Consider the following 23,744-nt stretch of genomic DNA (forward strand, 5'->3'; position numbering starts at 1 on the left):
TTATTTCGTACAGCGATAGAATACTGAGTGTCCACCACAGGGTCAACACCCGTCGCACCGGCGGGCTACCGTGATGAGACGTACGGAGGGGCCGGACGGAAGCGGAGGTGCTCGATGCGACTCAGAGCCGAGTTCACGACGGAACCGTTCGAAGGCGAGGGCGACCCCGACCCCCCGGCACACGCGGTCGTGGCTCGGGAAGCGCTGCGCGAATCCGGCCTGGAACCGGAGTTCGGGCCGCTGGGGACGGCCATCAGCGGGGACCGGGCGGTGTTACTTCCGGCGCTGTCGGCGGTGCTGGAGCGAACCCTGGACGCGGGGGCGGACCGGATCACCCTGCAGGTCAGCATCGACGACACACCCCGGGACGGTTGAGGTTTCACGTGCATCCGCTGACTTCCGCGATCGAGCCGCTGCTCAGCCGGATCGGCGCCAGAACGGTGCCGGTCGAGGAACGGAAATCCGATGACGTGCTGCTCTACTGGGACGGCGTTCCCGCCGTCGCGGTACGGATGCCGAACGAGGAGCTCACCAGCGCACTGGATCGATTGATAGCGCAGGTCGAGACCGAGCTGGGCGCGGGCCTGACCGACCTGTCCCGAGCCGACAAGCAGCGTGCCGTGCGCCTGCTCGAGGAACGCGGCGCCTTCACGCTCCGCAAGTCGGTGGAATCCGTGGCCAAGAAACTCGGGGTCAGCCGCTTCACCGTGTACAACTACCTCAACCGCGAACGCTCCTGAGCGGCCACCGTCCACCTCGTCGACGACCCCTCACCAGCCCCGCCGGACCGAACTCCACCGCCGCGCTCACATCTACACCGCGCCCGCATCTCCGGCCGGGCGCGGCGATTTCGCGAGAAATCGCCGCCGCTCCCGCCGGCCTTACGCCGAACCGGCACACGCCGCACAGCACCGATCACCGCGCTACTCCGAACGCGGTAGAGCGACGCCGTCACGCGCAGCTGTCCCGAATGGGGCGATTCGGCCGAACACCACTCCCCGAAACCGCGATCATTGTGCGAACGCACAGCGTGGACCAGCAACTTTCAACAAAGTGTTGACACCCTCGGTTGGGCGGTCTTAACTTTTGCCACCAACCGCTCCAAGGGAACATGCGGGTGAACCCGAGGAGAACGACCACGCGAATCCGTGGGGAACACCGATGTCAGCACCATCTTCCACCGGCACCGGCCCGGGACTGACCAGGCTCAACAGCCTGCCCCGGCCCGAGCTCGTCAAGAAACTGCTGGCCTGCCTCGATGTGCAGCGCTGGGCGAACGAGCTCGCCGACAACCGGCCTTACGAGTCCGACAACCAGCTCTACGAAACGGCCGACCGCGCGGCGAACGAGCTCACCGAGTCGGAGATCCACTCCGCGCTGGCCGCTCATCCGAGGATCGGCCAGCGATCCACGGGCAACGACACCTCGGCCTCGTGGTCCCGCCGGGAGCAGTCCGGCGTCGACGCGGACGACACCAAGCTGGCCGTGGAGCTGGCGGAGGCCAACGAGGAGTACGAACGCCGCTTCGGGCACGTCTACCTGGTGTGCGCGAGCGGACGCAGCGGCCCGGAGCTGCTGGAGATCCTGCGTTCCCGACTGGACAACGACACCGAGACCGAGCTGCGCGTCGTCGCCGACGAACTGCGCAAGATCGCGAGACTACGGCTGGCGAGAGTGATAGAAGCGTGAGCGATACAACCACGAGTGCCGTCACCACACACGTCCTGGACTCCTCCCGGGGGCTGCCCGCCGCGGGGATCGAGGTCGCGCTGGAGCAGGCCACGCGGGACGGGTGGACCTCACTCGGCGAAGCCGTGACCAACGACGACGGCAGGGTCAAACAGCTCGGACCGAGCCAACTGGCCGAAGGCACCTACCGGCTGACCTTCGAAACAGGAGCGTATTTCCAACGCCTGGGCGTCGACTCCTTCTATCCGCAGGTGCAGATCACCTTCCGCCTCGCGGACGCGGAGCAGCACTACCACGTTCCGCTGTTGTTGAGCCCGTTCGCATATTCCACATACCGAGGGAGCTGATCAGCTCATGGGCATCGTCATGGGCCCCAACCAGTACGGCAAGTCCGAGTGCCGCATCGTCACGATCAACCGGGGCAGCAGCAGGCACACCATCAAGGACCTCAACGTCAGCACCGCGCTGCGCGGCGACTTCGACGACACGCACTACACCGGCGACAACGCCAAGGTGCTGCCGACCGACACCCAGAAGAACACGGTCTACGGCCTGGCGAAGGAGCAGCCGGTCGGTGAGATCGAGGACTTCGCGGTACGGCTCGGAAGGCACTTCATCGACACCCAGGAGCCGGTCAAGGGCGCGCGCGTCCTCATCGAGGAGTACGCCTGGGAACGCATCCCGGTGGCGGGCACCGGGCACGACCACTCGTTCGCCAGGTCCAGCGACGAGAAGCGCACCACAGCGGTGACCATCGACGGTTCGGAGACGCACGTGGTCTCCGGACTCAAGGACCTGGTCGTGCTGAAGTCCACGGGTTCGGAGTTCTGGGGATACCCCAAGGACCGGTTCACCACGCTGGGTGAGACCGAGGACCGGATTCTCGCCACGGCGGTCACGGCACGGTGGCGTTATCTGCACACCGATGTGGACTGGGCGAAGAGCTTCGGCTCGATTCGGGAAACCATGCTCGAAACATTCGCCACCACCCACAGCTACGCGTTGCAGCAGAGTCTGCACGAAATGGGCAAAGCGGTACTGGAAAAGCATCCCGAGGTCGCCGAAGTGCGGATGTCGCTGCCCAACAAACATCACTTCCTGGTGGACATGGAACCGTTCGGCATGGAGAACGAGAACGAGGTTTTCTTCGCCGCCGACCGGCCATACGGACTCATCGAGGGCACCGTGACCCGCGACGACGTCGACGAGGCACCGCGAGCCTGGTACAGCCTTCCGGAATTCTAATTCCCTCCGGGGTCGCCGGAAGCACAACCGGCGACCCCGTTGTCTCACCTTTCATCTTTTTCTTCGGAAACCGCACCGTTACTCGACGGCAACGCCTGATTCGAGATTTCGCAGAGAATTGATTTAGCCGACCCATATTTCCTCCGCGGCCCAGGAGTACCCAATGCCCCTGTTCATCAGTAGGCGCAATCGCGGCACGAGAAACGGAAGACAGGACTCCCATCCGGTGGACGAGGTGCTTCCGCCGGGCAAACTGCTGGCCTACGGTGTGCAGCACATCGCCGCGATGTACGCGGGTGTGGTGGCGCCCCCACTGATCATCGGCCAGGCGTTGGGGCTGGACCCGCTCAGGATGACACTGCTGATCGGCGCGAGCCTGCTGACGGCGGGAATCGCGACCCTGCTGCAGGCGGTCGGCGTTTGGCGGGTCGGTGCGCGCATGCCGTTCGTCAACGGCGTCACCTTCGGCTCCGTGGCGCCCATCCTGGCGATCGTCGCGCAGCACGACCAGCAACAAGCACTATCCATAGTGTACGGATCGGTGTTGATCGCCGGGATCCTCGCCTTTATCGCCGCACCATACTTCTCCCGGCTGGTGCGCTTCTTCCCGCCGCTGGTCAACGGCACCGTGATCACGCTGATCGGACTGTCACTGTTCCCCGTGGCGATCGGTTGGATAGCCGGTAACGACAGCGAGGCCGCCGACTTCGCGTCCCCACTGCGGATCGGCCTCGGCGCGGGAACGTTCGTACTGGTACTGCTGCTCAACAGGTTCCTCAAGGGCTTCTGGAACCGGATCGCACTGCTGATCGGCCTGGTCATCGGAACCCTCGTGGCATGGCCGCTGGGCGCGGTGGACAGCTCTACCTTCGAGCAGGCTCCGATCTTCGACGTCCCCATGCCGTTCGAACTCGCCACTCCGGCGTTCAGCCTCACAGCGACGATCTCCATCTGCATCGTGATGCTCGTCGCGATGATGGAAAGCACCGCGGACATGATCGCGCTGGGCGAGATCGTGGACCGCCCCGCCGACGAGCAGACGATCGCGGCCGGGCTGCGTGCTGACGGCGCGGGCAGCGCGCTGAGCGCGGTGTTCGGCGGATTCACCTGCAGTGCGTTCGCGCAGAACGTCGGACTGGTCGCGCTGACCAGGGTCAAGAGCAGGTTCGTCGTGGCGGCCGCGGGTGGCGTGCTGATCATGCTCGGGTTGTTCCCGATCGTCGGCGCCGTGGTCTCGCTGGTACCGCAGCCGGTGCTGGGCGGTGCGGCGCTGGTGCTGTTCGGCTCGGTCGCCTCCAGCGGGATGCGCACGCTGGGCAAAGCCGATCTCGGTGACCCGCTGAACTCGCTGGTGGTCGCGGGAGCGGTGGGGGTCGGCATGATCCCGATCGTGTCACCGAACTTCTACGAGCACTTCCCCGCCGCGCTGCGTACCGTGCTGGACTCCGGCATCAGCACCGGCTGCCTGGCCGCGCTGGCGCTGAACCTGCTGTTCAACGGGGTGCGAGGCTCTGGACAGGGCGAGCACCCGGCTTCCGGAGTGGACGAGCCCCCGGAAGACGCGGCAGCCGCGGTGGTCTCGGCGGACACCGCCGAGCCCGAGGAGGTGGGTGCGGGCGGAACGCAGGCAGGGCCGGTTCCGACCCCCAGGCCGAACAGCGTCGCGCAGGACACCGAGCGCACCAACTGACAGCGGTTCGCCACCGCTCGATCAGGTGGCCTCCCCCGCCGGGTTACCGGTGCCGCTACGGAACACCGCCGACCCGAGGACACCCGAAGAGCGATCCTCCCGTGAAGCGGGGGAGTCGGCCGCCCTGGCCGGCTCCCCCGCTTCACGTGTTCCGGCCGCGACACTCATCGGAACGCCTCCGGCGCCCCGGAAGCGATCGTGCTTCCCGTTTCCGTGTTCGCACCGTTTCCCATCCGAATCCGGACCATGCCTCAGTTGGCCGGTCAGAGCCCGATACCTTTACACGCGGTAGGACAGCAGGGCCGCCGTCGGCCGGTGCGGGTTGCTCCAGCTGTTAGCCGGTGTTGGATGCAGGCGGCCACAGGGCAGGGCCGCTCTGCAGTCCGACATAGCCCGGTGGGGGCAGAGTGGAGCCCGTACCTTGCTCCGCATCACCACCAGCGGCGTAGCGATGCCCTGGAGTGGGCGGAGTCAGTGTTGCCTCACAGCGCACGGTCTCTCCCACGGCCGCCGATTTCTGGCAGTGCTGTGCTGTTGCCCGCAGGGTTTCCTCGGTTGTTCCGTCGTAGAGCCATACATCCATGGCTAGTTGGTCCACCGGCTCCAACGCCTTCACGTCGACCCAGATCCGCACGTTTTTCGGTCCGGGGTCGATGCACGTATCGATCATCACGGGGCCTGCCCGATGTGGACTCCGGCACTGCGGTGGTGCTTCTTCGACCCGTGATTTCGGGAAGGACGACATTGACGTGCCAGTCGGCGCGGGTGGGGGCGTGGGGGTGGCTTGGCCGTGAGGACCGTGGAGAACTCGGAAGGTTCCCCACAAAAGCAGTGTGGCCACCAGGGTGCAGACAATGATGGTTATACGCTTCTTCGCCCCCCAGCTAGGGGAAAGCATTCCTGTGACCGCAGCGAGCCCGAGCGCCGCGATCCAGGCATACGATTCGACATCACCCCAAGTGACCATGGAAACACAGTATCGATTCAACGCCGGCGGCATAACGACACGGGGCAGAAGAGGGTGTTCCCGCACGGGCCCAGGGTGCGAAGTGGGGCTTCGCTGCTGGGACAGCGATAGGTTTTCACCGATTTGCCCGGGTGCGTCGCCTCGCTCCGGCATGATCGGTGCCTCCTGAAGGCCGCGTCCCGGTCGCGATGTGCCGGCAACGCGCCCAGCGCGGCACCGCGATACGCGGAAGGCGGAACTCGGCGGACAGCTGGGTGAGTACGTTCGAAGGAAGTCCCTTTCCGACTGAGCGGATGGTTCGCGACCGGTCGTGTCGCTAAGGAAACCAATCGAGTGAACAATCGGGGAAAAACGTGAATGCCGCGTAAATCCTGCCGGAAAGGACGAGACGCGGAATACGCCCGTTTCGGCACACCGCTTTCACCCGTCCGGAGCAGGAAACTCGACTGTAAGGCGGCAATCTCGCCGAAACTCCGAACAGCTTCTTGCCACCTCCCCCCTCGGTGGGAAAAATTCGCTCCGCCCGTTCGCGAACCGAAAATCATCGACCAACGATTCCCACGCGGGAGCGAGCAGATGCCCTACGGACGACGGTACGCGAAACCGAACGAGACCACCCGAAGAGCGCTGCTCGGCGGCACACTGTTGGGAACAACCGGCCTGTTACTGGGCGGAACGGCAGCGGCCACGACCTCATTACCGAGCGCACTCGCACCAACCGTCGCGAGTACCGACGCCTGGGGAGCACGCCCACCCCGGAGCGAGCCGGTGGTGCTGGCACAGCCTTCCGACAAGATAATCGTGCATCACACCGCTACCACCAACAGCAGGGATTACTCCCGTGCGCACGCCTTCGAACTGGCGCGGTCCATTCAGGACTACCACATGGACCACAACGGCTGGATCGACACCGGCCAGCACTTCACCCTCAGCCGGGGCGGCCACATCACCGAAGGCAGGCACCACAGCCTCGCCGCATTCGACGGTGGGAACAGCCACGTGGTCAGCGCGCACACCAGCGGTCAGAACAGGTTGGCCATAGGGATCGAGAACGAGGGCACCTACGACAGCGTGGCGTTCCCGAGCACCCAGTACGACAAGCTGGTCGAACTCTGCGTGGCGCTGTGCGCGTCCTACGGCATCGATCCCTACGAGATCTACGGGCACCGCGACTTCAACGCCACCGCTTGCCCCGGCGACAGGCTCTACGCCCTGCTGGGAGAGCTGCGCGCCGACGTGGCCGCTTCGGTCGGCGGTGATCCCACCGGGGTGAGCTGGCCGCTGCTGCGCCCCGGTGACGAGAACGAGCGGGTACGGATGCTGCAGCACCTGCTCAACGAGCACGGCGCGGCGTTGACCACCGACGGGATCTACGGTCCCGCCACCGAGAGCGCGGTGAGCGACTTCCAGCGTTCCACCGGCGCCATTGTGGACGGCCTGGCGGGCAACCAGACGTGGAACCAGGCGGTCCGTAACCGTGAGAACGGCGACAGCGGCTCGGCTGTGCGGGCGGTGCAGCACCGGCTCGGCACGACGGTGGACGGCATCTTCGGCCCGGTCACCGAGTCGGCGGTGCGGAACTTCCAGAACGGGCGGGGGTTGCGTGTCGACGGGGTGGTCGACGCCCGCACCTGGGACGAGCTGCTCGGCTGATCCTCCGAGCACATTGGTTTTCCCCTACGGCGGTGCGCACCACCCGAGCGCGCCACCGGAACCCCTACAAGGGAGGTAGGAATGAGACGAAAAGGCCGTTCGACGCTGGGTCTGCTCGGCGCGTTCACGCTGAGTCTGGGCCTGTTGGGCGGAGCGAGCGTGCTCGACCCGACGCCCGCCGCCGCGGACTCCTGCTACACGTGGGGAGAGACCCTGTCCCAGGGCGACAGCGGCAGCGAGGTCCGCAGGCTGCAGGTTCGCGTGGCGGGCTGGGCTGCCTACGGCGACCCGGTCAACATCGACGGTGTCTACGGCCCGGAGACCGCGAACGCGGTGGAACGGTTCCAGAGCGGCTACGGTCTGACCGTGGACGGAATCGCCGGACCGGAGACCTACAGCCAGATCTACTCGCTGCAGGACGCCGACTGCACCCCGGCGCACTTCGCGTACTCCGAGTTCACCTCCGGTGACGGCAGCGGCTTCTCCGGCGGAAACACCAGCACCTCGAACGTGCGCACCAACGTGCTGCGCAACATGTGGAAGCTGGAGGCGATGCGGCACAAGATGGGCGACAGCCCGCTCTACGTCAGCTCCGGGTTCCGCAGCGTCTCGCACAACGACGCCGTGGGCGGCGCCCCGAACAGCAAGCACACCTACGGCCTCGCGGCGGACCTGACCGGTGCTCACTCGCTGTGCGACCTCGCCCGTGCGGCCAGGAGTTCCGGCTTCAACGGCATCATCGGCCCAGGCGCGGCCGGGCACAACGACCACACCCACCTCGACACCCGCTCGGGCAGGTACTGGAACGCGCCGAACTGCTTCTGAGTTCGGCCTGCTCCCAAGGCCACGGACGGCTCCGGCGACAGCACTCGTACCGTTCGAGCGTGGAATATCCGGAATGCCCGGGGACAACCGAGTCACCGCTGCCCTGTCCGGATGCCACACGGACCGGCGGGGCGGCGGTGGTTCCACCACTGCCCTCCGCCCGGACGGAATCAATCCGATACCGGACGAACCACGGGCGGGCAACCGGAATCCGAAAAACAGTGATGTCTCATATCGCTGTTGACCATTACCCGTGCGATCGAGAAATTTGTTCAATCCTCGAACACGAACGTTCGAAGAATCAGAACCATGACGAACATCCGCACCGAAAGACGATTCGACGATGACACGAAGAATTCTGCACACTCTCGCGCTGGGCGCCGCGGTGGTGCTGGTCAGCACGCTGGCCTTACTGGCTCCCAGCACATCCTCGGCCACCACCTCCGCACCACAAGGAGTGACGGCAGGCTGCTACAACGCCGGCTGCACCGGCAAGAATCCAGAAGCCATGGGCTGCGGCGCGGATGCGCAAACACTCAAACAACTCTACATCGAGGGCACCGTCTTCGAGATACGTTACTCTGCGGCATGTGACGCGCACTGGGCACGCATCTCGGAACAGGGACCGATGGTAGAAGCACAGGTCAATCTGGACGGGAACCCACCGAACCCGGACTATCCTTCGTATACCTTCTCGGCGTATTTCCTGCCGGTATCCTGGTCGGATGCCGAGTTCGGTTTCGAGAAGTCGTGGACCGCCATGGGGGCCGGACTGGACGCCACCCGCGCTTGCGGCAAGGTCCACGTGAGCGCACCCGCCGGCTGGACCAGGTGGTACTGCACCGGCTGGTACTGAGGAACCGAATTCCCCGGCCGCGAAGAAACTCCGGACGATTCTCTTCCCGACACGGTCACAACTCGCTGCCGTGCGCACCACACGGTGTCCGGGTCGGTTCGTCTCCATCACGCGGGGAGCGTGGCCGAGCCGCCGGACGGCTCGGCCACGCTCGTCATACCGCCGGAACACCGATAGTGTCCGGAAGGTGACGCGCACCGAATGGCACGGCCGGTACCTGCCGCACTACGCGAGCATCGTGTGGGCGCTGTTGTTCGCCGCGCTCAGCGTGTTCTGGGCGTTCGGCGGCCGCACCGGTACGCATCCGCTGGAAACCGACGAGCCGACTCCACTGTTCACGCTGCTGAACCTCGGGGCGGCCCTGCTCAAGGCCGGTATCGGCCTCGCCGCCTGGCTGGCCACCCGGCAGTGGCGAAGCCGGGCGGTGCGCGGACTGCTCGTGCTGGTGCTCTGGATCTCCGGGGCCGTCTGCGCGGTCTACGGCCTATTCGGAGTGGTGGGCAACAGCCTGGTGCTGGCCGGAGTCGTTCCGGTCGAGGGCGGCGTCAGCCACTGGTACTGGTACTACGTACTGCTCTGGGATCCCTACTGGGTCCTGGGTGGAGTGCTGCTGCTGATCACCGCGCTGCGCTCCGGCGAGCCCCGCGATACCCGGACCTCGGCTACCGGGAAACGGATGTTCTGAGGCTCTGCTCCACCCGCCCGGCGATTTCGCGCGAAATTGACGCCGCGCCATGTGGAACCAGCCCGCCCTCGGTCGGTGATGGCAGAAAAATTGGGAGAATCGACATTGTGGCCGCCCGTGCGCGACGGCCAACATGATTCCCATGCGGCCTCGCACCGTACTCGTGGTTCTCTTCGAGGGAGTACAGAGTCTCGACGTCACCGGTCCGCTGGAGGTGTTCACCGGCGCCAACAACCGGCAGACCTCCCGCGGGGGTGAACCGGAATACACCGTGCGGACCGCCGCGCACGACGCTCGATCAGTTCGAACTTCCAGCGGCCTGCTGCTAACTCCCGACCGGGACCTTCGCGAGGTGTCGGCACCGGATTTGCTGCTCGTTCCGGGCGGTGTGGGTACCCGCACCCCAGACCCCGAGCTCGTGGATTGGATCCGCCGAACGGCTCCGAGAACCGAGCGGATCGTATCGGTTTGCACGGGAGCCTTCCTGCTCGCGGAAGCAGGCGTGCTGTCCGGACGCAGAGCCACTACGCACTGGGCCCACTGCGAAGCCCTCGCGAACCGTTTCCCCGATGTCGAGGTGGTGGCGGAGCCGATCTTCGTTCGGGACGGCGAAGTAGCCACCTCGGCGGGGGTAACGACGGGAATCGACCTCGCCCTGGCACTGGTCGAGGAGGACCTGAACCGCGATACCGCACTGCTGATCGCGCGACACCTGGTGGTCTTCCTACGACGTCCCGGCAATCAACCGCAGCTGAGCGCACCCCTGGCCAACCAGACGGCACGGCGCGAGCCACTGCGGGACGTGCAGCGGTGGATCGTCGAGCACCCCGCCGCGGACCTGTCGGTGGAAGCACTCGCCCGGCGGGCCAACCTCTCGCCACGCCAGTTCGCACGCTCGTTCAGTAACGAGGTGGGAATCCCGCCCGGGCGTTATGTCGATCACGTACGGCTGGATGCCGCACGACGCGCGCTGGGCGACACCGGTGCGGAAATAGCTGAGATCGCGCGGCACTGCGGATTCGGCACGACGGAGACGATGCGACGCGTCTTTCTGCGGGCTCTCGGTGTCAGTCCTTCGGAGTACCGCGACCGCCTGCGCTGCGAATCAATCCCAGGTTAGGAGAATAATGCTAATCGCCATCCTGCTGTTCGACCGGTTCACCGCGCTCGACGCGGTCGGGCCCTACGAAGTTCTCAGCCAGCTACCCGATACCGAGGTCGTGTTCGTCGGCGAGGACCGCGGAGCGGTGCGCAACGAGGTGGGAAGTCTCAGCCTGGTCGCCGATGCCGCTCTTCACGAAGTGTCCCGGCCGGACATCGTGCTCGTGCCGGGCGGCCCAGGGCAGACGGACCACATGTCCGACGGCCCCGTCCACGAGTGGTTGCGCACCATCGACGAGAGCACCACCCGTACGACTTCGGTGTGTACCGGTTCGCTGCTTCTCGCCTCGGCGGGGCTTCTCGCCGGTCGCACCGCCACCTCGCACTGGCTCGCCCTGGAACAACTGCCTCCGCTGGGGGTGACCGCGAGCGGTGAACGAGTGGTCCGCGACGGCAAGTACGTCACGGCGGCCGGGGTTTCCGCCGGTATCGACATGGGACTGGGACTCGCCGGGGAACTGGCGGACGAGGACACCGCGCGCCGTATTCAGCTCGGCATCGAGTACGACCCGCGACCGCCGTACGACTCGGGTTCCCCGGCCAAGGCATCCACCGAGATCACCGAGGTACTACGGAACCGCAGCCGCTTCCTGTTGGGAGGGCGGTCCACGCGACAGCCGGACTCTTCGTCGAAGCGAGGGTAAATTCGCGATGGGGAGCGGCGAGAACCGCATGTGCCTCCGGAACCACCGCATTCCTCCTGATCACTGTCTTCGACGAGTAACGGTTCCGACAGAGCGACGAAATCGATACCGGAGCAATGCCCGTGTCAACGAACTCGATCGCCGATGCCGTCTTTCCGCTGCGAACTCTCGATCCCGAGGAGGGTGACGCCGATCTGGAAGTACTGCGGGACATCATAGGGCAGGCCAGAGTCGTCTTTCTGGGGGAAAGCGCGCATTTCACCTACGAATTCAACCGCGTACGGGATCGGGTGTTGCGTTTCCTGGTCAGAGAGCTCGGATTCTCGGCATTCGTGCTGGAATCGGGGCTGCCCGAGGGAATCACGGTGGACCGGTGGGTCCGAGGTGGACCGGGTCGTCTCGCCGATATCGCCCGCGAGGGCATCACCTACGACTTCGGCCGCTGCGTCGAAATGCACGAGCAGCTGAGCTGGATGCGGCGATGGAACGCCGAGCACGAGCGGCAGGTGGGCTTCCACGGCATGGACGTTCCCGGGTGGTGCGCTTCACCGGGGCCCGGAGTCGCTGCGTGTCTGGAGCGGCTGCCCACCGAGCCAGGAGACCGCGAACTGCTGCTGGCGGCCGATCTGGGGAGCAGGACCGCGCTTCCTCCTGAGGCGGTCGGCGCGCCGAGCGTGCCCGCCGGGCTGGCGGACGCGATCACCGAACTGGTCGGTCGCGCCGATGCCGCGGGAGACGCCTTGGCCGGGCAATGTGCCCGTGGCGCGTCGCGGGTGGTGGAGTTCCTGGAGCACGGGCTCTATCCCGGTACTGGACGCAACCTGCGCAACGAGGTGATGGCCGAGAACCTGGAGCGGATCCTCGAAGGCGAGCAACGTATCCTGGTGGCGGGGCACAACGTCCATCTGCAACGTGCGCCCTCGTTCGACGGCACGGTATCCATCGGCGGCCTGCTGGCTCCCTCGCTGAACGACGATCTGGTGGTCATCGGCGGTACGCACGCCTTCGGCCACCTCCCGGATCTGGATCCGACCGCTCCCCCGAACCAGCGTTACGTCGCGGCGGGTCCGGAACCACCTCCACCGCCGAGGGACACTCTGGAAGCCGTACTCGACACGGCCGGTCATTCGGTACACCTCGCCGACCTGCACCGCGTACCGGAACGAGTGCTGGCGGCGGTCACCACGACCAGAGCGCAAACGCCGCAGCAGACCTTGTCGATGGAGCTCGCTCCGCGTGAGGCGTTCGACGCCGTTTGCCACGTGCACACCATCCACCCGGCGCGGGGCGCCGAGGACGTCCCCTGAGAACGCGGGTACCGGGCAACAGCGCTCGGCGTTGATCCGGGTGGTTGGACTTGAGAGATTGGCCCGAAACCGGCGAGAAGACCACCGAGGACAACGGCCCTTCCGGGGAACCACGAAAACCCCGGAAGGGCCGTCAATTTCCCGCGAAATCGCCGCTCCCGCCCGGCTGCGGCGATTCCGGAGAAAACTAGAGCCGCCCCAGCTCGCGCAGCTCGGGCTCGGAAACGCCGGTCATCCGGGACACCTCATCGGCGTCGGTGGCGCCGTTGTCCAGCGCCCGCACGAACGACGCCGCCAACGCTCTGGCCGTGGCGGGTTCGTCCAGCACCGCTCCCTCGGTGGCCGAGACGTAGGCGGCCAGGCGTTTCGCCTCGGACTCGGCGGAGTCCCGGAACTCGGCGAACACCGCCGCGTAGCGCGTGACCAGCTGCGCGGGATGCAGATCCCACCCCTGGTAGAAACCGTGTTCCAGCGAACGCCGCACCAGCCCGTAGTGGGTCCGCCAACCGCGCCGAACCTGTTCGGCCTCGCCCACCGGCAGCACGTTGGTCGACCCGTCGGACAGGAAGATCCCGGTTCCCGCCGCCGACACCTGCATGACGTGCCTGGCGAAGTCACAGGCACGGTGCGCCAGGTGCTGGTGCGCGGCGGTGAGGCCACACCCTGCCGTGTAGTCGTAGGTGCCGAAGTGCAGCCCGCTGATCCGGTCGCGCCCCGCTCCGATGAACCTCGGCAGCGCCAACCGGCCCTCGGGGTCCACGATGGACTGGGTGGTTTCCACCTGGATCTCGAACCGCAGCGAACCGGAGGCGAGCCCCAGGGTGCGCTCCACCAGCTCCAGGACCTCGACGAACGCCTCGACCTGCCGCACGTCGACGACCTTCGGAAAGGTCAGCAGGAATCCCTCGGGCAGCTCACCGTGCCTGGCGAGCAGCTCGGTGAGGAAGACGTCCAACGTGCGCACCGAACGGGCACGCAGCTCGGGATCGTCGAAGGACTTCACGCGCAGCCCGAAGTTGCCGGGGGCTGTGCCCTCCCGCAACCACTCGGCCACCACACCGGCGGTGCGCTCGGCGTCGGCGTCCTCCACCTCGTCGCCGGGCGCACCGTAGCCGTCCTCGAAGTCGATGCGCAGATCCTCCACGGGTGACCGCTGGAGCTTGGCCCGCACTCGCGGCAGCACCTCGGTGGCGCGACGCTCGGAGACATCGACGATCCCGGCGAGGTCAGCCGCGCTCGGGGCGTGCTCGTCGAGCACGGCCAGCGCCTCGTCTCCCCAGTTCCGAAGGGTCCCGGCGTCCACCCTGCCCGCCGGGACGTAGCAGGTGTGCACCGGCTGACGCGCGGTCGCGGTCCTGCGGAATCTGGCGGCGATCCGCGCGTCGACATCGGCCAGCGGAGCCAGCCGAACGTCCACATCGGCCCGGTTCAACGAAGTATTGGGCACTTGTCCTCCTCCGAGTTCTCGGCCCCGCAACGGAGCTCTGCGTGAGTGGTCGGGTAGCCGGCACGTGAGTCGGCGCCTTGCCGCGTTGGGCCGCTCTTGAGTAGCCACCTACGCGGCGAGCGGCCCGGCCTTGCAATGCATCCGACTCACGCACCGGAGCTTCTCGTCCTGCCCGGGCTGAAGCGCTCGTGTCGAACGGAGCCCCCGATCGGGAAGTTCCGGGGCTGTCGCGTGGTTGGTTGCGCGGGCTACGGTTTCGGCCCGGCCGGTGCCGGATGAAACCCCGAGTCGATCAATAACCCGGCCGGGAAAACATCAACCGGACTCGGACACCACGTTGGTTCTGTTTCGATCTCGGGGCAACCCGCTCGGTGGCCGCCCGAACGCTTCCGGACGGCCACCGTCGCGCTCGATCAGTCGATCTGCTCGTAGGCGGGCAGTGTCAGGAAGTCGACGAACTCGTCGGCCACCGCGACCCGCTCGAACAGCTCCACGGCCCGGTCCAGGTTCTCGACCGGGAAGCCCTCCTCGGCGCGAAGTTCCTTCTCGGTGTCGGCGAGCACCTGGCGAACCAGATCCTTGGTGACCTGCTGCCCGTCGTTGAGCACGATGCCGTTGTGCAACCACTGCCAGATCTGCGACCGCGAGATCTCGGCGGTGGCGGCGTCCTCCATCATGTTGTGGATACCGGCCGCACCGTTACCGCCGAGCCAGGAGACGATGTAGCGCACCCCGACGTCCACCGCCGAGCGCAGCCCCGCGAGGGTCTTGTCACCGGGCGTCTCGGCGGTGTTGAGCAGGTCGGTCGCGGCGACGGAGACGTCCTCGCGCTTGCGGTCCAGCTGGTTGGGCTTGTCGCCCAGCACAGCGTCGAACTCCTCCTTGCACACCGACACGGTGTCCGGATGGGCCACCCAGGAACCGTCGAACCCGTCGTTGGCCTCTCGGCGCTTGTCGTCGTGGATCTTGGCCAGTGCCCGCTCGGTGACCTCCGGGTCGCGCCGGTTCGGGATGAACGCGGCCATGCCGCCGATGGCGAAGGCACCCCGCTTGTGGCAGGTGCGCACCAGCAGTTCGGTGTAGGCGCGCATGAAGGGGGCGGTCATGGTCACGCTGTTGCGGTCGGGCAGCACGAAGTCCGACCCGGCCGAGCGGAACGTCTTGATCACGCTGAACAGGTAGTCCCAGCGCCCGGCGTTGAGACCGGCGCTGTGCTCGCGCAGCTCGTAGAGGATCTCCTCCATCTCGAAGGCGGCGGGGATCGTCTCGATGAGCACGGTGGCGCGCACCGAGCCCTGCGGCACGCCGAGCTCCTGCTGGGCCTGCACGAAGACATCGTTCCACAGCCTGGCCTCGAGGTGGCTCTCCATCTTGGGGAGGTAGAAGTACGGCCCGGTGCCGCGGCGCAACCCCTCCTGCGCGTTGTGGAAGAAGTACAGCCCGAAGTCCACCAGCGCGCCCACGACCGGGTGACCGTCGACGAGGAGGTGCGACTCGTCGAAGTGCCAGCCACGGGGGCGGACCAGCGGCACGGCGTGCTCGACGTCGTCGCGCAGCTTGTACTCCTTGCCGTTGGAGTGCAGCTCGACCTGCTTGCGGATCGCGTCGTAGAGGTTGACCTGGCCGGAGACGACGTTGCTCCAGTGCGGCGTGTTGGCGTCCTCCAGATCGGCCAGCCAGACCTTGGCGCCGGAGTTGAGCGCGTTGATGGCCATCTTGCGGTCGGTCGGGCCGGTGATCTCGACGCGCCGGTCGCGCAGCGCGGGCGGGGCCTCGGCCACCTGCCAGTCGGACTCGCGGACGTGGCGGGTCTCCTCCAGGAAGTCCAGCTTGCCGGTCCTGGCTGCCTCGTCGCGGCGCTGCTGCCTGCGGGCGAGCAGCTCGTCACGTCGCGCGCCGAAGGCGCGCTGCAGCCGGGCGACGAAGTCCAGTGCCTCGGGGGTGAGGATCTCGTCGCCGCGCTCCACGGGAGCTCCGAGGACCTCAACGCCCTGTGCCGGGGTCGATCGGGACATGAGTCCACCTCTTTCTGATGCCGGGTTACAGACGGTGGCTGGTGACACAGCTTGCCGCGCCGGTGGCGTCCTCGCACCACTTCTGAACCCGCCCGCCGTGTTCGTTCGGCCGGGCGGTCGAACGACAAGGACGGGTTCGAAAGTCGAAAGATTCGATCGAGCCCGTCACCGGCTCGCGGTACGCCCGTTATGTTTTTTGCATCGTGGAGGTTAGTTTCCGCATACCGTTAGAGGCAAGATGAAGTGGACCACCCATCCCGCTCCGGGGCGGGGCGTACCGGGCAGGAGTGGCGAGTTCGCCCACATCGGGAGCTCTCGGCTGATCGGGCGGATACACTGGCCCATCGCCGTACGGTGGAGGCGGAAACCGACCGCTGACGGGGTCGAGCAACACACGGGAAGAGGAACACTGGATGGCGGCTGGACAGGACGCGAGCGGGAACGGATCCGATCGCGCCAAACCCACGCAGGGCGGCGTTCAGTCGGTCGAACGCACCTTCGAGTTGCTGGAGCTGATGGCCGACGCGGGAGGCGAAGTGGCCCTCAGCGACCTGGCGGAGGCTTCGGCGCTGCCGCTGCCGACCATTCACCGCATCATGCGCACGCTCGTCCGCACGGGCTATGCCCGGCAACAGCCGTCCCGCCGGTACGCGTTGGGGCCGAGCCTGATCCGGCTCGGCGAGACCGCCAGCCGCACCCTGGGTTCCTGGGCCCGGCCCTATCTGGCCGAACTGACCGAGGCCACCGGGGAGACCTCGAACATGGCGGTGCTGGACGGGGCGCAGATCGTCTACGTCTCGCAGGTCCCCTCGCAGCACTCGATGCGAATGTTCACCGAGGTGGGCAGGCGCGTGGACGCGCACGCCACGGCCGTGGGCAAGGCCGTGATGGCCACCATGCCCGAGGAGAGCGTCACCCAGGTGCTCAACCGCACCGGAATGCACCCGCAGACCGAGCGGACCATCACCAGCGTCGACGGCATGCGCGAGGAACTCGCCCGCATTCGAGAGCTCGGCTACGCGCTCGACGACGGGGAGCAGGAGGTGGGGGTGCGCTGCTACGCGGTGGCCGTCCCGGACGCGCCCGCGGCTTCGGCGATCTCGATCAGTGGCCCCGAGGCGAGGATGAAGCGAATCGCCGTAGAGGACGTGGTACCGCTGATGCGGCGGCTGGCCACCGACCTCGGCAACGAACTCAGCGCGGCGGGCGAACCCAGCTGAGACGGGGCGAGAGGCGCCCGGGAACGGCGGCGGCACGGCGTAAATTTCTCGCGAAATCGCCGCGCCGGGGCACGGGCGGCGCACACCACTCGGTTTCGGACGGGACGCACACAGCGCCCCGGAACCCGGAAACCGGGCCTCGGGGCGCTGCGGTGGTACCGCGATCGGCGCGGTCGGCGGGTGACCGCGGGGGTGTCAAGCCTGGCTGACCGGGGTGACCTTCAGTTCGGCACCGATGACGGGTTCCTCGGGCCAGGCAACCTCGATCTGCTTGCGCTGCACACCGGTGGGGGCCTGGAACGAGACCGAACCGAGCTCGTTGCGCTGCCCGATGGTCGGCTGGATGAAGTAGGACACCCCCGAGTGGTCGGCGTCGATGGTGACGGGCTCCGCCACGGTGTGCTCCGCGTGGGCGGAGATACCCGGCGCGGTCTCACCGTCGGGCTGGAAGAACCTCAGCTGAGTGGGAAAGCCCTGCATCAGGCAGTGGGTGTCGGCATCGGCGGCGGTGTAGTGCACCGCGAAAGCCTGTTGCCCGGCTCCCCCGTGCGGATCCTTGGTGATGTTGATCGAGAGGTCGTTGGCGGTGCAGGAGGAAACCCGCGAAGCGGCCCTGTCCGTCGCGGCTGACTGCTCCTGCTGAGCCCCGGAGGTGGCGCCGAGAGCCGTGCCCACCACGGTTCCGGTGGCGAGAAAAGTGGCGGCGATGCTGGTGGCAAGCGTCGAACGCTTCATGACGGAATTCTCCTCGCGGCATACTGGAAAACGATCGATCCGATCGACTTTCACCCCGCAGGACGCCCATTCCCGAAAATGGTTCACCAGAAATGAACCACGTCACACGAAAACAACCCGAGCGATCGGCGTGAATCCACGGATCATCGAAAACGAACAACCGGCGTCACAAAATCACCCCCAAAAAGAGCAACCAGGAAACGACGAAAACCGCCCGAACGACATGGGGAAATTTTCGGACATTTCCAAACAATCCCGGCCGTTTCCGGGAGCCTCCTGCCCGGAGCCGGGTGGCGGCAGAGCCCTGTCGGCTCGGCACCCCGTCCGAGCTCGGTGGCCGGCGAGTACTTTCCGCCTGGCAAGGCCGAAGCATCGGGGCACGGAGTTCCGATGTCAGGAAGCGGCGAACTCCAGGCCGTGCCCCGGACCGGTATCGGCACGAGCTCCGGAAGCGTCCACCAGCACCCCACTCGGGCGGCTCAACGCCCCGAGGTCCTCCAGACCGGCGCGGTCGATGTCCTCGACCATCGACACCAGCGGCACGCACAGGGCCAGCTGCGCGGACAGTTCCGGCAGGAGGTGCGGCGCCACCGGGACGTCGTACGTCGCGGCCAGCTCCGCGATCCGCAGGAACGGGGTTATGCCACCGACCCGGACCACGTTGGGCTGGGCCACGTCGCAGATCCCGCGTACCAACGCGTCCCGGAACCGGCGCACGCTGCGCAGGTTCTCACCGATCGCGAACGGTACGGCCGTGCTCGCGCGCAGCCGCTCGTGAGCCGGAAAGTCGTCGGCGGGCAGTGGCTCCTCGATCCAGTGCGGATCGAACCGTGCCAAGGTGTCGATCGCTCGCCTGGCGGTGGGCAGGTCCCACCGCTGGTTGGCGTCCAGCATCAGCTTTCCGCCGGGACCGAGCAGTTCGCGTACTCTGGCCACGCGTTCGACGTCGCGCTCGGTATCCGCCGATCCGACCTTGAGCTTCAGCGCGGTGTGCCCCGATTCCAGCATGTGACGTACCTGCGCCAGCAGTTCCGGTAGGGACTTGTCCAGGTTGACCCCGCTTCCGTAGGCGGGTGCTACGTCCCGGTGTCTGCCGAGCAGGTCCACCAGGCTGCTGCCCGCGACCTGGGCCCGCACGTCCCACAGCGCGATGTCGATCGAGGCCAGCGCCATCGCGCTGATCCCTTCCGGACCGGCCTCGTGCAGCCGCTCGTAGAGCTCACGCCAGCGAGGAACCGGATCGGGAGCGCGCCCGACCAGCAGAGGGGAGCAGTCCTCGGTCACGATCGCCCGCATCGCGGCGATCCCGACGCGGGGAGTCCAGCCGAGGCCGGTTCCCACGACTCCGGTTTCGGTGTGCACCCGGGTGACGAGGACGTCGTGGTGGTCCAGCCCGCCGTCCCAGGTCTCGTGCAGTGGTAACCGACGAGTCGTGCACTCGATGTCGGTGATTCGCATACCGCTTCGTCTCCCGGTAGGAGGTTCGTTGACCGGGTACCCGGGAGTGCCGGGGAAGCGGGGCTCCCCCGGCCTGCCACGGTTCCCGGGACTCGGCAGAAATGGTCAGGACAGCTCGGTGTGCCAGCTGTAGCGGGGTGACCAGCCCAGCAGGCGTCGTGCCTTGCCGTGGTCGAAGGCGGGCTCCGTGCCGGTGAGCCCGGACGCGAGTTCGGCGGGCACCGGGGTGTAGCGGGGCAACAGCTCGCTCAGCGGCTCCCGCGCCAGCGCGTCGGGCCCGGCGACGAAGAAGTTCTCCCCGTTGGGTATCCGCTCGGACTGCTCCAGCAGCATCCGCACGAACACGGCCGCATCCCTGGCGTCGACGTAGTTGAACAGCGAGCCCGCGGCCAGTTCCGGGTTTTCCAGCCTTCGGTGAACCGTCCCGCCGTCCTGTGTGGGGGCTCCGCGCCAATCCTCCGGTGCCACGACGAAGCAGGGGCGGAACGCGTGGAACGCCCCGCGACCGAGGGTGGCGAAGCCGCGCACGAGTTGTTCCGCCGTGGTTTTGGAGAAGGTGTAGGAGTTCCACGGTGCGACGGGGTGCTCCTCGTCCAACGGTAGGTACTCCGGACACCATCCACCCGGGTTGCCGTAGCCCATAACCGTTGGACTGCTGGCCACCAGCACACTTCCGACGCCCAGATCGAGCGCCGCCTGGCACACGTTGTGGGCGAGGGCGGTGTTCGTGCGGAAGGTTTCGATCTCGCTGCGCATGAACGGAGCGGGTATCGCGGCGAGATGCACGATCGCCTCCGGTCGGAAGTGCGCGATCGTGGAGTAGCACTCGCCGGGGTCGGCGAAATCCGCGGGAAAGAAACGGTGCCGGGACGTGTCCTTGGGAAACGCGGTATCGACACAAACGGTCTCGTTGCCGGCATCGGCCAGTTCGTCGAGCACGCTGTTTCCGAGCCTGCCCGAGCCTCCGGTCACCAACACACGCATGACTGGACTCCTAGTTACTGTGATCCGTCACGAATCGGGATCGGGGGACCGTTTTCGTGAATCGTGCGGGTCGATCGTTCCTACTGCCGTGCCTCGTCCACGGCCGAGACGAAATCAGCGAACTTCTCGTCGTACTTGTCGATCATTCCGCTGACCGATTCCCGGAACTTCGCCGTGTCCACCTCGTGGATGTTCACGCCCGAGTCCTCGAGGGTCTTACGAGCTTTCTCGACCTCTTTCCGCCAGAGCTCGCGCTGCACCTCGGTGGATTCCTCGGCGACCTGGCGGACCAACTTCTTGTCCTGTTCGCCGAGTTGGTTCCAGGCCTGTTCGCCCACCATCAGCACCTCGGGGACCCGCTGGTGCCTGTCCAGGGTGATGTCATCGGCGACCTCGTAGTGCCCGGTGGAGACGTAACTGGGGAGGTTGTTCTCCGCACCCTCGATCACGCCGGTCTCGAGCCCGCTGTAGACCTCGCTGAAGTTCATGGTGGTGGAAGATCCGCCCATGGCGTCGACCATCTCCGCGGTCAACGACCCGGGCTGCACGCGAATGTTCTGCCCCTGGAGGTCGGCGGGTTTCTCGATGGGTTCGCCCGCGGTGTAGAAGTTGCGCGCTCCCGAGTCGTAGTAGGTCAGGCCGACGTAACCGGCCTGGTCGAGTTCGGCGAGCTTGCTCTTACCACCGGGGCCGTTGAGGTAGTTCCAGAAGTGCTGCTCGTCGTCGAACACGTACGGGATGCCGAAGGCTTCCCAGGAGTCGACGAACTCGGTGACGAGGTTGGCGTTGGTCCTGGTCATCTCGACGGAGCCGAGTTGGACCTGCTCCATCACGTCGCGTTCCTCACCGAGCTGGGCATCCGGGAAGACCTCGATGTCGATGCGGCCGTTGCTGCGCTCGCGCAGCTGGTCGGCGAACCATATGTCTGCCTGGGTCGTGGGGAAGTCGCGCGGATGGGTCTCGGCGAGTCGCCAGCTGACGGATCCCCCCGCCGCCGACGAACCTCCGCACCCCGCCATCGCCAGGGTCAGCATCGCGGCCGTGGCCAGTAAAACGACGATGCGGGAACGGGATCTCGTGAACAGGGTCTTTCGCAGGGACACGACGTACTCCTTCCACAGCGGGATTCTCGATGGGGCGAAGGGTTTCGCCCCGTCGATCGACAGGCCCGGGTAATCGGCTAACCGGGTAATCGACGGGTCCGGCGATCAGAAGCCCAGTAATCCGGGCACGAACAGCGAGAGCTGCGGCACGAAGGTGACCAGCAGCAACGCGATCAGGAGCGGAATGTAGAACGGCAGAACACCCTTGATCGCGCTTTCCACTCGGATTCCTCCGAGGGCGGAGCCGACGAAGAGCACGCTGCCGACGGGTGGGGTGATCAGCCCGATCGCGAGGTTGAGTATCAGCATGACGCCGAACTGCATCGGATCCATGCCCACCGAGGTGACCACCGGGAGCAACACCGGTGTGGTGATCAGGATGAGCGGTGCCATGTCCATCACCGAGCCGAGCGCCAGCAGCAACACGTTGCACAACAGCAGCACGACCACGGTGTTGTCCGAGACGGACAGGATCAGTTGGGTCAGGGCTTCCGGCACTCCCATCACGGTGAGCAGGTAGCCGTAGGCCCCCGCCGCTGCGATGAGGAACAGCACCGTGGACAGCGTGCTCATGGCACGACGCAGCATCCTCGGCAGCTCCCGCAGCGGGACCTCCCGGTAGACCCCGAACGTGATCAGGATGGACCAGACGCAGGCGATTGCCGCCGACTCGGTGGCGGTGAACACGCCGGTGAGGATGCCGCCGATCACGATGACGGGGGTGAGCAGTCCGAGTGAGCCCTGCCAAACCACTCGGGGGATGCCCGCCACGGAGATCGGATCTCCCTTGGGGTGGCCGTTGCGCTTGGCCAGCAGCGCACAGATGACCAGCAACAGCAGCCCCACTGCGATACCGGGCAGCAGCCCCGCCACGAACACCCCACCGATCGAGACGCTGCCGCCCGCGGCGAGCGCGAAAATGATCATGTTGTGGCTCGGTGGGATGAGCACGCCCTGCGCGGCGCTGGAAACCGTGACCCCCACGGAGTAGGGAACGGAGTAGCCCTGCTTGCGCATCATCGGCAGCATCACCGAGCCGACCGAGGAGGTGTCTGCCACCGCGGATCCGGAGATACCACCGAAAAAGGTGCTGGCGACCACGTTCAGCATGGCCAGCCCACCCCGGAACCGGCCGACGATGACGTTGGCGAGGTCGATGAGTCTCCGGGCCACTCCACCGCTGGACATCACTTCACCCGCGAGGATGAAGAACGGGATCGACAGCAGCGGGAAGGAGTTCAGCGACTGGACCAGTTTCTGCCCGATGACCGGCAACGGCAGTCCCACCCACAACGCAGCCCCCACCGAGGAGGTGGCCAGGGCCAGGGCGATCGGCACGCGCAGCAGCAGCAGTACGACGAATCCGCCGAAGAGGATGCTGACCGCGATGGGGTCAATACTCATGTGTGTTCCTCGTCGTCACGGTGGTCGCCGGAATCGCCCGCCGCGTCGTCGCCGGGGCCGGCGGAGGTGTTCTCCCCTGGGAGCAGGCCGAACAGCTGCAGGCCGCTGTAGCAGGTGATCAGTACTCCGGCCACGGGCATGGCGGCGTAGCGAACCGAGGTGGGCAGGCCCGTGGCGGGCAGCGTGGAGCTCGCCATCAGACGGGTGAACTCACTGCCCTGCACCACCAGGTAGATCCCGAACAGCGCCATCAGCGCCGGTGCCAGCCTCGCGATCACCGCCCGCGCGGCGCCGGGAAGCCGGTCGACCAGCACTCCGAGTGCGATGTGGCCTCGGTCGCGGATGCCGCGGGCTATGCCGAGCAGGGCCATCCACGCCAACAGCAGCAGGGCCGTCTCGGAGGCCCATGCCGGGGTGAACTGCAGCACGAAGCGGCAGAACACCTGCCAGGACACGACCACCACCATCGCCGCCAGGGCCGTCGTGGTCAGCACGTCGGTGACCAGGTCCAGCGTCCGCAGTGCCAGGCGGCGGACCCGGGCGGCCACGGGGTGAGGCGAGGCCGGCTGCGACATCGTTTCTCCGATCAGTGCTTCGCGGCGTTGTCCGTGTGGTGGACAACACAACTCAGAAACCGGTTTCTAGGCTAGCCGGAC

General features: G+C 66.6%; 23 protein-coding genes. 14 read left to right on the top strand and 9 right to left on the bottom strand.

Annotated features, from left to right (window positions below; translation table 11 throughout):
- The first annotated feature begins 114 nt into the window (after positions 1–114).
- From ACOQFL_RS03125 to ACOQFL_RS03150, 6 genes are all read left to right on the top strand, one after another.
- Positions 115–375 carry a thiamine-binding protein gene (locus ACOQFL_RS03125; protein ID WP_435542576.1) on the top strand — a complete coding sequence of 87 codons (261 nt, stop codon included), beginning with the start codon at positions 115–117 and terminating at the stop codon, positions 373–375.
- 8 nt (positions 376–383) lie between these two features.
- The gene (locus tag ACOQFL_RS03130) at positions 384–740 is read left to right on the top strand and encodes a helix-turn-helix domain-containing protein (protein ID WP_435542577.1); all 357 of its coding nucleotides are present in this window, start codon (positions 384–386) and stop codon (positions 738–740) included.
- A gap of 421 nt (positions 741–1,161) precedes the next feature.
- Positions 1,162–1,689, top strand: a complete 528-nt coding sequence (uraD, locus tag ACOQFL_RS03135; RefSeq protein ID WP_435542578.1) for a 2-oxo-4-hydroxy-4-carboxy-5-ureidoimidazoline decarboxylase — start codon at positions 1,162–1,164, stop codon at positions 1,687–1,689.
- A complete protein-coding gene (gene uraH / locus ACOQFL_RS03140) occupies positions 1,686–2,036 on the top strand; it encodes a hydroxyisourate hydrolase (RefSeq protein WP_435542579.1) in 351 nt (116 codons plus the stop codon). The genes uraD and uraH overlap by 4 nt, the downstream gene beginning before the upstream one ends.
- Before the next feature lie 7 nt (positions 2,037–2,043).
- Positions 2,044–2,934 (top strand): factor-independent urate hydroxylase, encoded by an 891-nt coding sequence (gene pucL, locus ACOQFL_RS03145; RefSeq protein ID WP_435542580.1) that lies wholly within the window; start codon positions 2,044–2,046, stop codon positions 2,932–2,934.
- A 163-nt stretch (positions 2,935–3,097) separates the two neighbouring features.
- A complete protein-coding gene (locus ACOQFL_RS03150; RefSeq protein ID WP_435542581.1) occupies positions 3,098–4,624 on the top strand; it encodes a nucleobase:cation symporter-2 family protein in 1,527 nt (508 codons plus the stop codon).
- 334 nt (positions 4,625–4,958) lie between these two features.
- Here ACOQFL_RS03150 and ACOQFL_RS03155 read toward each other — a convergent pair whose 3' ends face one another.
- Positions 4,959–5,294: a hypothetical protein gene (locus ACOQFL_RS03155; protein WP_435542582.1), complete on the bottom strand. Its 336-nt coding sequence runs from the start codon at positions 5,292–5,294 to the stop codon at positions 4,959–4,961.
- 873 nt (positions 5,295–6,167) lie between these two features.
- Between ACOQFL_RS03155 and ACOQFL_RS03160 the strand changes: the two genes are divergently transcribed.
- From ACOQFL_RS03160 to ACOQFL_RS03190, 7 genes are all read left to right on the top strand, one after another.
- Complete coding sequence (locus ACOQFL_RS03160; protein ID WP_435542583.1) at positions 6,168–7,244, top strand: peptidoglycan recognition protein family protein; 1,077 nt, start codon at positions 6,168–6,170, stop codon at positions 7,242–7,244.
- Between the two features lie 81 nt (positions 7,245–7,325).
- A complete protein-coding gene (locus tag ACOQFL_RS03165) occupies positions 7,326–8,069 on the top strand; it encodes a D-Ala-D-Ala carboxypeptidase family metallohydrolase (protein ID WP_435542584.1) in 744 nt (247 codons plus the stop codon).
- A 343-nt stretch (positions 8,070–8,412) separates the two neighbouring features.
- Positions 8,413–8,925: a DUF2690 domain-containing protein gene (locus ACOQFL_RS03170; protein WP_435542585.1), complete on the top strand. Its 513-nt coding sequence runs from the start codon at positions 8,413–8,415 to the stop codon at positions 8,923–8,925.
- A gap of 187 nt (positions 8,926–9,112) precedes the next feature.
- Positions 9,113–9,610: a DUF3995 domain-containing protein gene (locus ACOQFL_RS03175; RefSeq protein WP_435542586.1), complete on the top strand. Its 498-nt coding sequence runs from the start codon at positions 9,113–9,115 to the stop codon at positions 9,608–9,610.
- A gap of 142 nt (positions 9,611–9,752) precedes the next feature.
- A complete protein-coding gene (locus ACOQFL_RS03180) occupies positions 9,753–10,730 on the top strand; it encodes a GlxA family transcriptional regulator (RefSeq protein WP_435542587.1) in 978 nt (325 codons plus the stop codon).
- A gap of 7 nt (positions 10,731–10,737) precedes the next feature.
- Positions 10,738–11,415, top strand: a complete 678-nt coding sequence (locus ACOQFL_RS03185; RefSeq protein ID WP_435542588.1) for a DJ-1/PfpI family protein — start codon at positions 10,738–10,740, stop codon at positions 11,413–11,415.
- Positions 11,416–11,531: 116 nt separating this feature from the next.
- Positions 11,532–12,722 carry an erythromycin esterase family protein gene (locus tag ACOQFL_RS03190; protein ID WP_435542589.1) on the top strand — a complete coding sequence of 397 codons (1,191 nt, stop codon included), beginning with the start codon at positions 11,532–11,534 and terminating at the stop codon, positions 12,720–12,722.
- Between the two features lie 187 nt (positions 12,723–12,909).
- Here the strand turns inward: ACOQFL_RS03190 and ACOQFL_RS03195 are convergent, their stop codons facing one another.
- Complete coding sequence (locus ACOQFL_RS03195; protein WP_435542590.1) at positions 12,910–14,169, bottom strand: DUF6986 family protein; 1,260 nt, start codon at positions 14,167–14,169, stop codon at positions 12,910–12,912.
- Positions 14,170–14,582: 413 nt separating this feature from the next.
- Positions 14,583–16,184, bottom strand: a complete 1,602-nt coding sequence (aceB, locus tag ACOQFL_RS03200) for a malate synthase A (protein ID WP_435542591.1) — start codon at positions 16,182–16,184, stop codon at positions 14,583–14,585.
- Positions 16,185–16,597: 413 nt separating this feature from the next.
- Here aceB and ACOQFL_RS03205 point away from each other — a divergent pair, with 413 nt between their 5' ends.
- Positions 16,598–17,404 (top strand): IclR family transcriptional regulator, encoded by an 807-nt coding sequence (locus ACOQFL_RS03205; RefSeq protein ID WP_435542592.1) that lies wholly within the window; start codon positions 16,598–16,600, stop codon positions 17,402–17,404.
- Positions 17,405–17,599: 195 nt separating this feature from the next.
- Here ACOQFL_RS03205 and ACOQFL_RS03210 read toward each other — a convergent pair whose 3' ends face one another.
- The 6 genes from ACOQFL_RS03210 to ACOQFL_RS03235 all read right to left on the bottom strand — a co-directional run bounded on the left by ACOQFL_RS03210 (position 17,600) and on the right by ACOQFL_RS03235 (position 23,663).
- Positions 17,600–18,139 carry a hypothetical protein gene (locus ACOQFL_RS03210; RefSeq protein ID WP_435542593.1) on the bottom strand — a complete coding sequence of 180 codons (540 nt, stop codon included), beginning with the start codon at positions 18,137–18,139 and terminating at the stop codon, positions 17,600–17,602.
- A gap of 393 nt (positions 18,140–18,532) precedes the next feature.
- Positions 18,533–19,597, bottom strand: a complete 1,065-nt coding sequence (locus ACOQFL_RS03215) for a mandelate racemase/muconate lactonizing enzyme family protein (RefSeq protein ID WP_435542594.1) — start codon at positions 19,595–19,597, stop codon at positions 18,533–18,535.
- Between the two features lie 105 nt (positions 19,598–19,702).
- Positions 19,703–20,581, bottom strand: coding sequence for an NAD-dependent epimerase/dehydratase family protein (locus ACOQFL_RS03220; RefSeq protein WP_435542595.1), 879 nt, complete (start codon positions 20,579–20,581; stop codon positions 19,703–19,705).
- Positions 20,582–20,661: 80 nt separating this feature from the next.
- On the bottom strand, positions 20,662–21,684 hold the full coding sequence (locus ACOQFL_RS03225) for a TRAP transporter substrate-binding protein (RefSeq protein WP_435542596.1): 1,023 nt from the start codon (positions 21,682–21,684) through the stop codon (positions 20,662–20,664).
- Positions 21,685–21,789: 105 nt separating this feature from the next.
- Positions 21,790–23,088, bottom strand: a complete 1,299-nt coding sequence (locus ACOQFL_RS03230) for a TRAP transporter large permease (RefSeq protein WP_435542597.1) — start codon at positions 23,086–23,088, stop codon at positions 21,790–21,792.
- A complete protein-coding gene (locus tag ACOQFL_RS03235) occupies positions 23,085–23,663 on the bottom strand; it encodes a TRAP transporter small permease (RefSeq protein WP_435542598.1) in 579 nt (192 codons plus the stop codon). The genes ACOQFL_RS03230 and ACOQFL_RS03235 overlap by 4 nt, the downstream gene beginning before the upstream one ends.
- Positions 23,664–23,744: the final 81 nt, after the last annotated feature.

The organism is Actinopolyspora sabaoui (assembly GCF_051225635.1).
Taxonomy (GTDB): domain Bacteria; phylum Actinomycetota; class Actinomycetes; order Mycobacteriales; family Pseudonocardiaceae; genus Actinopolyspora.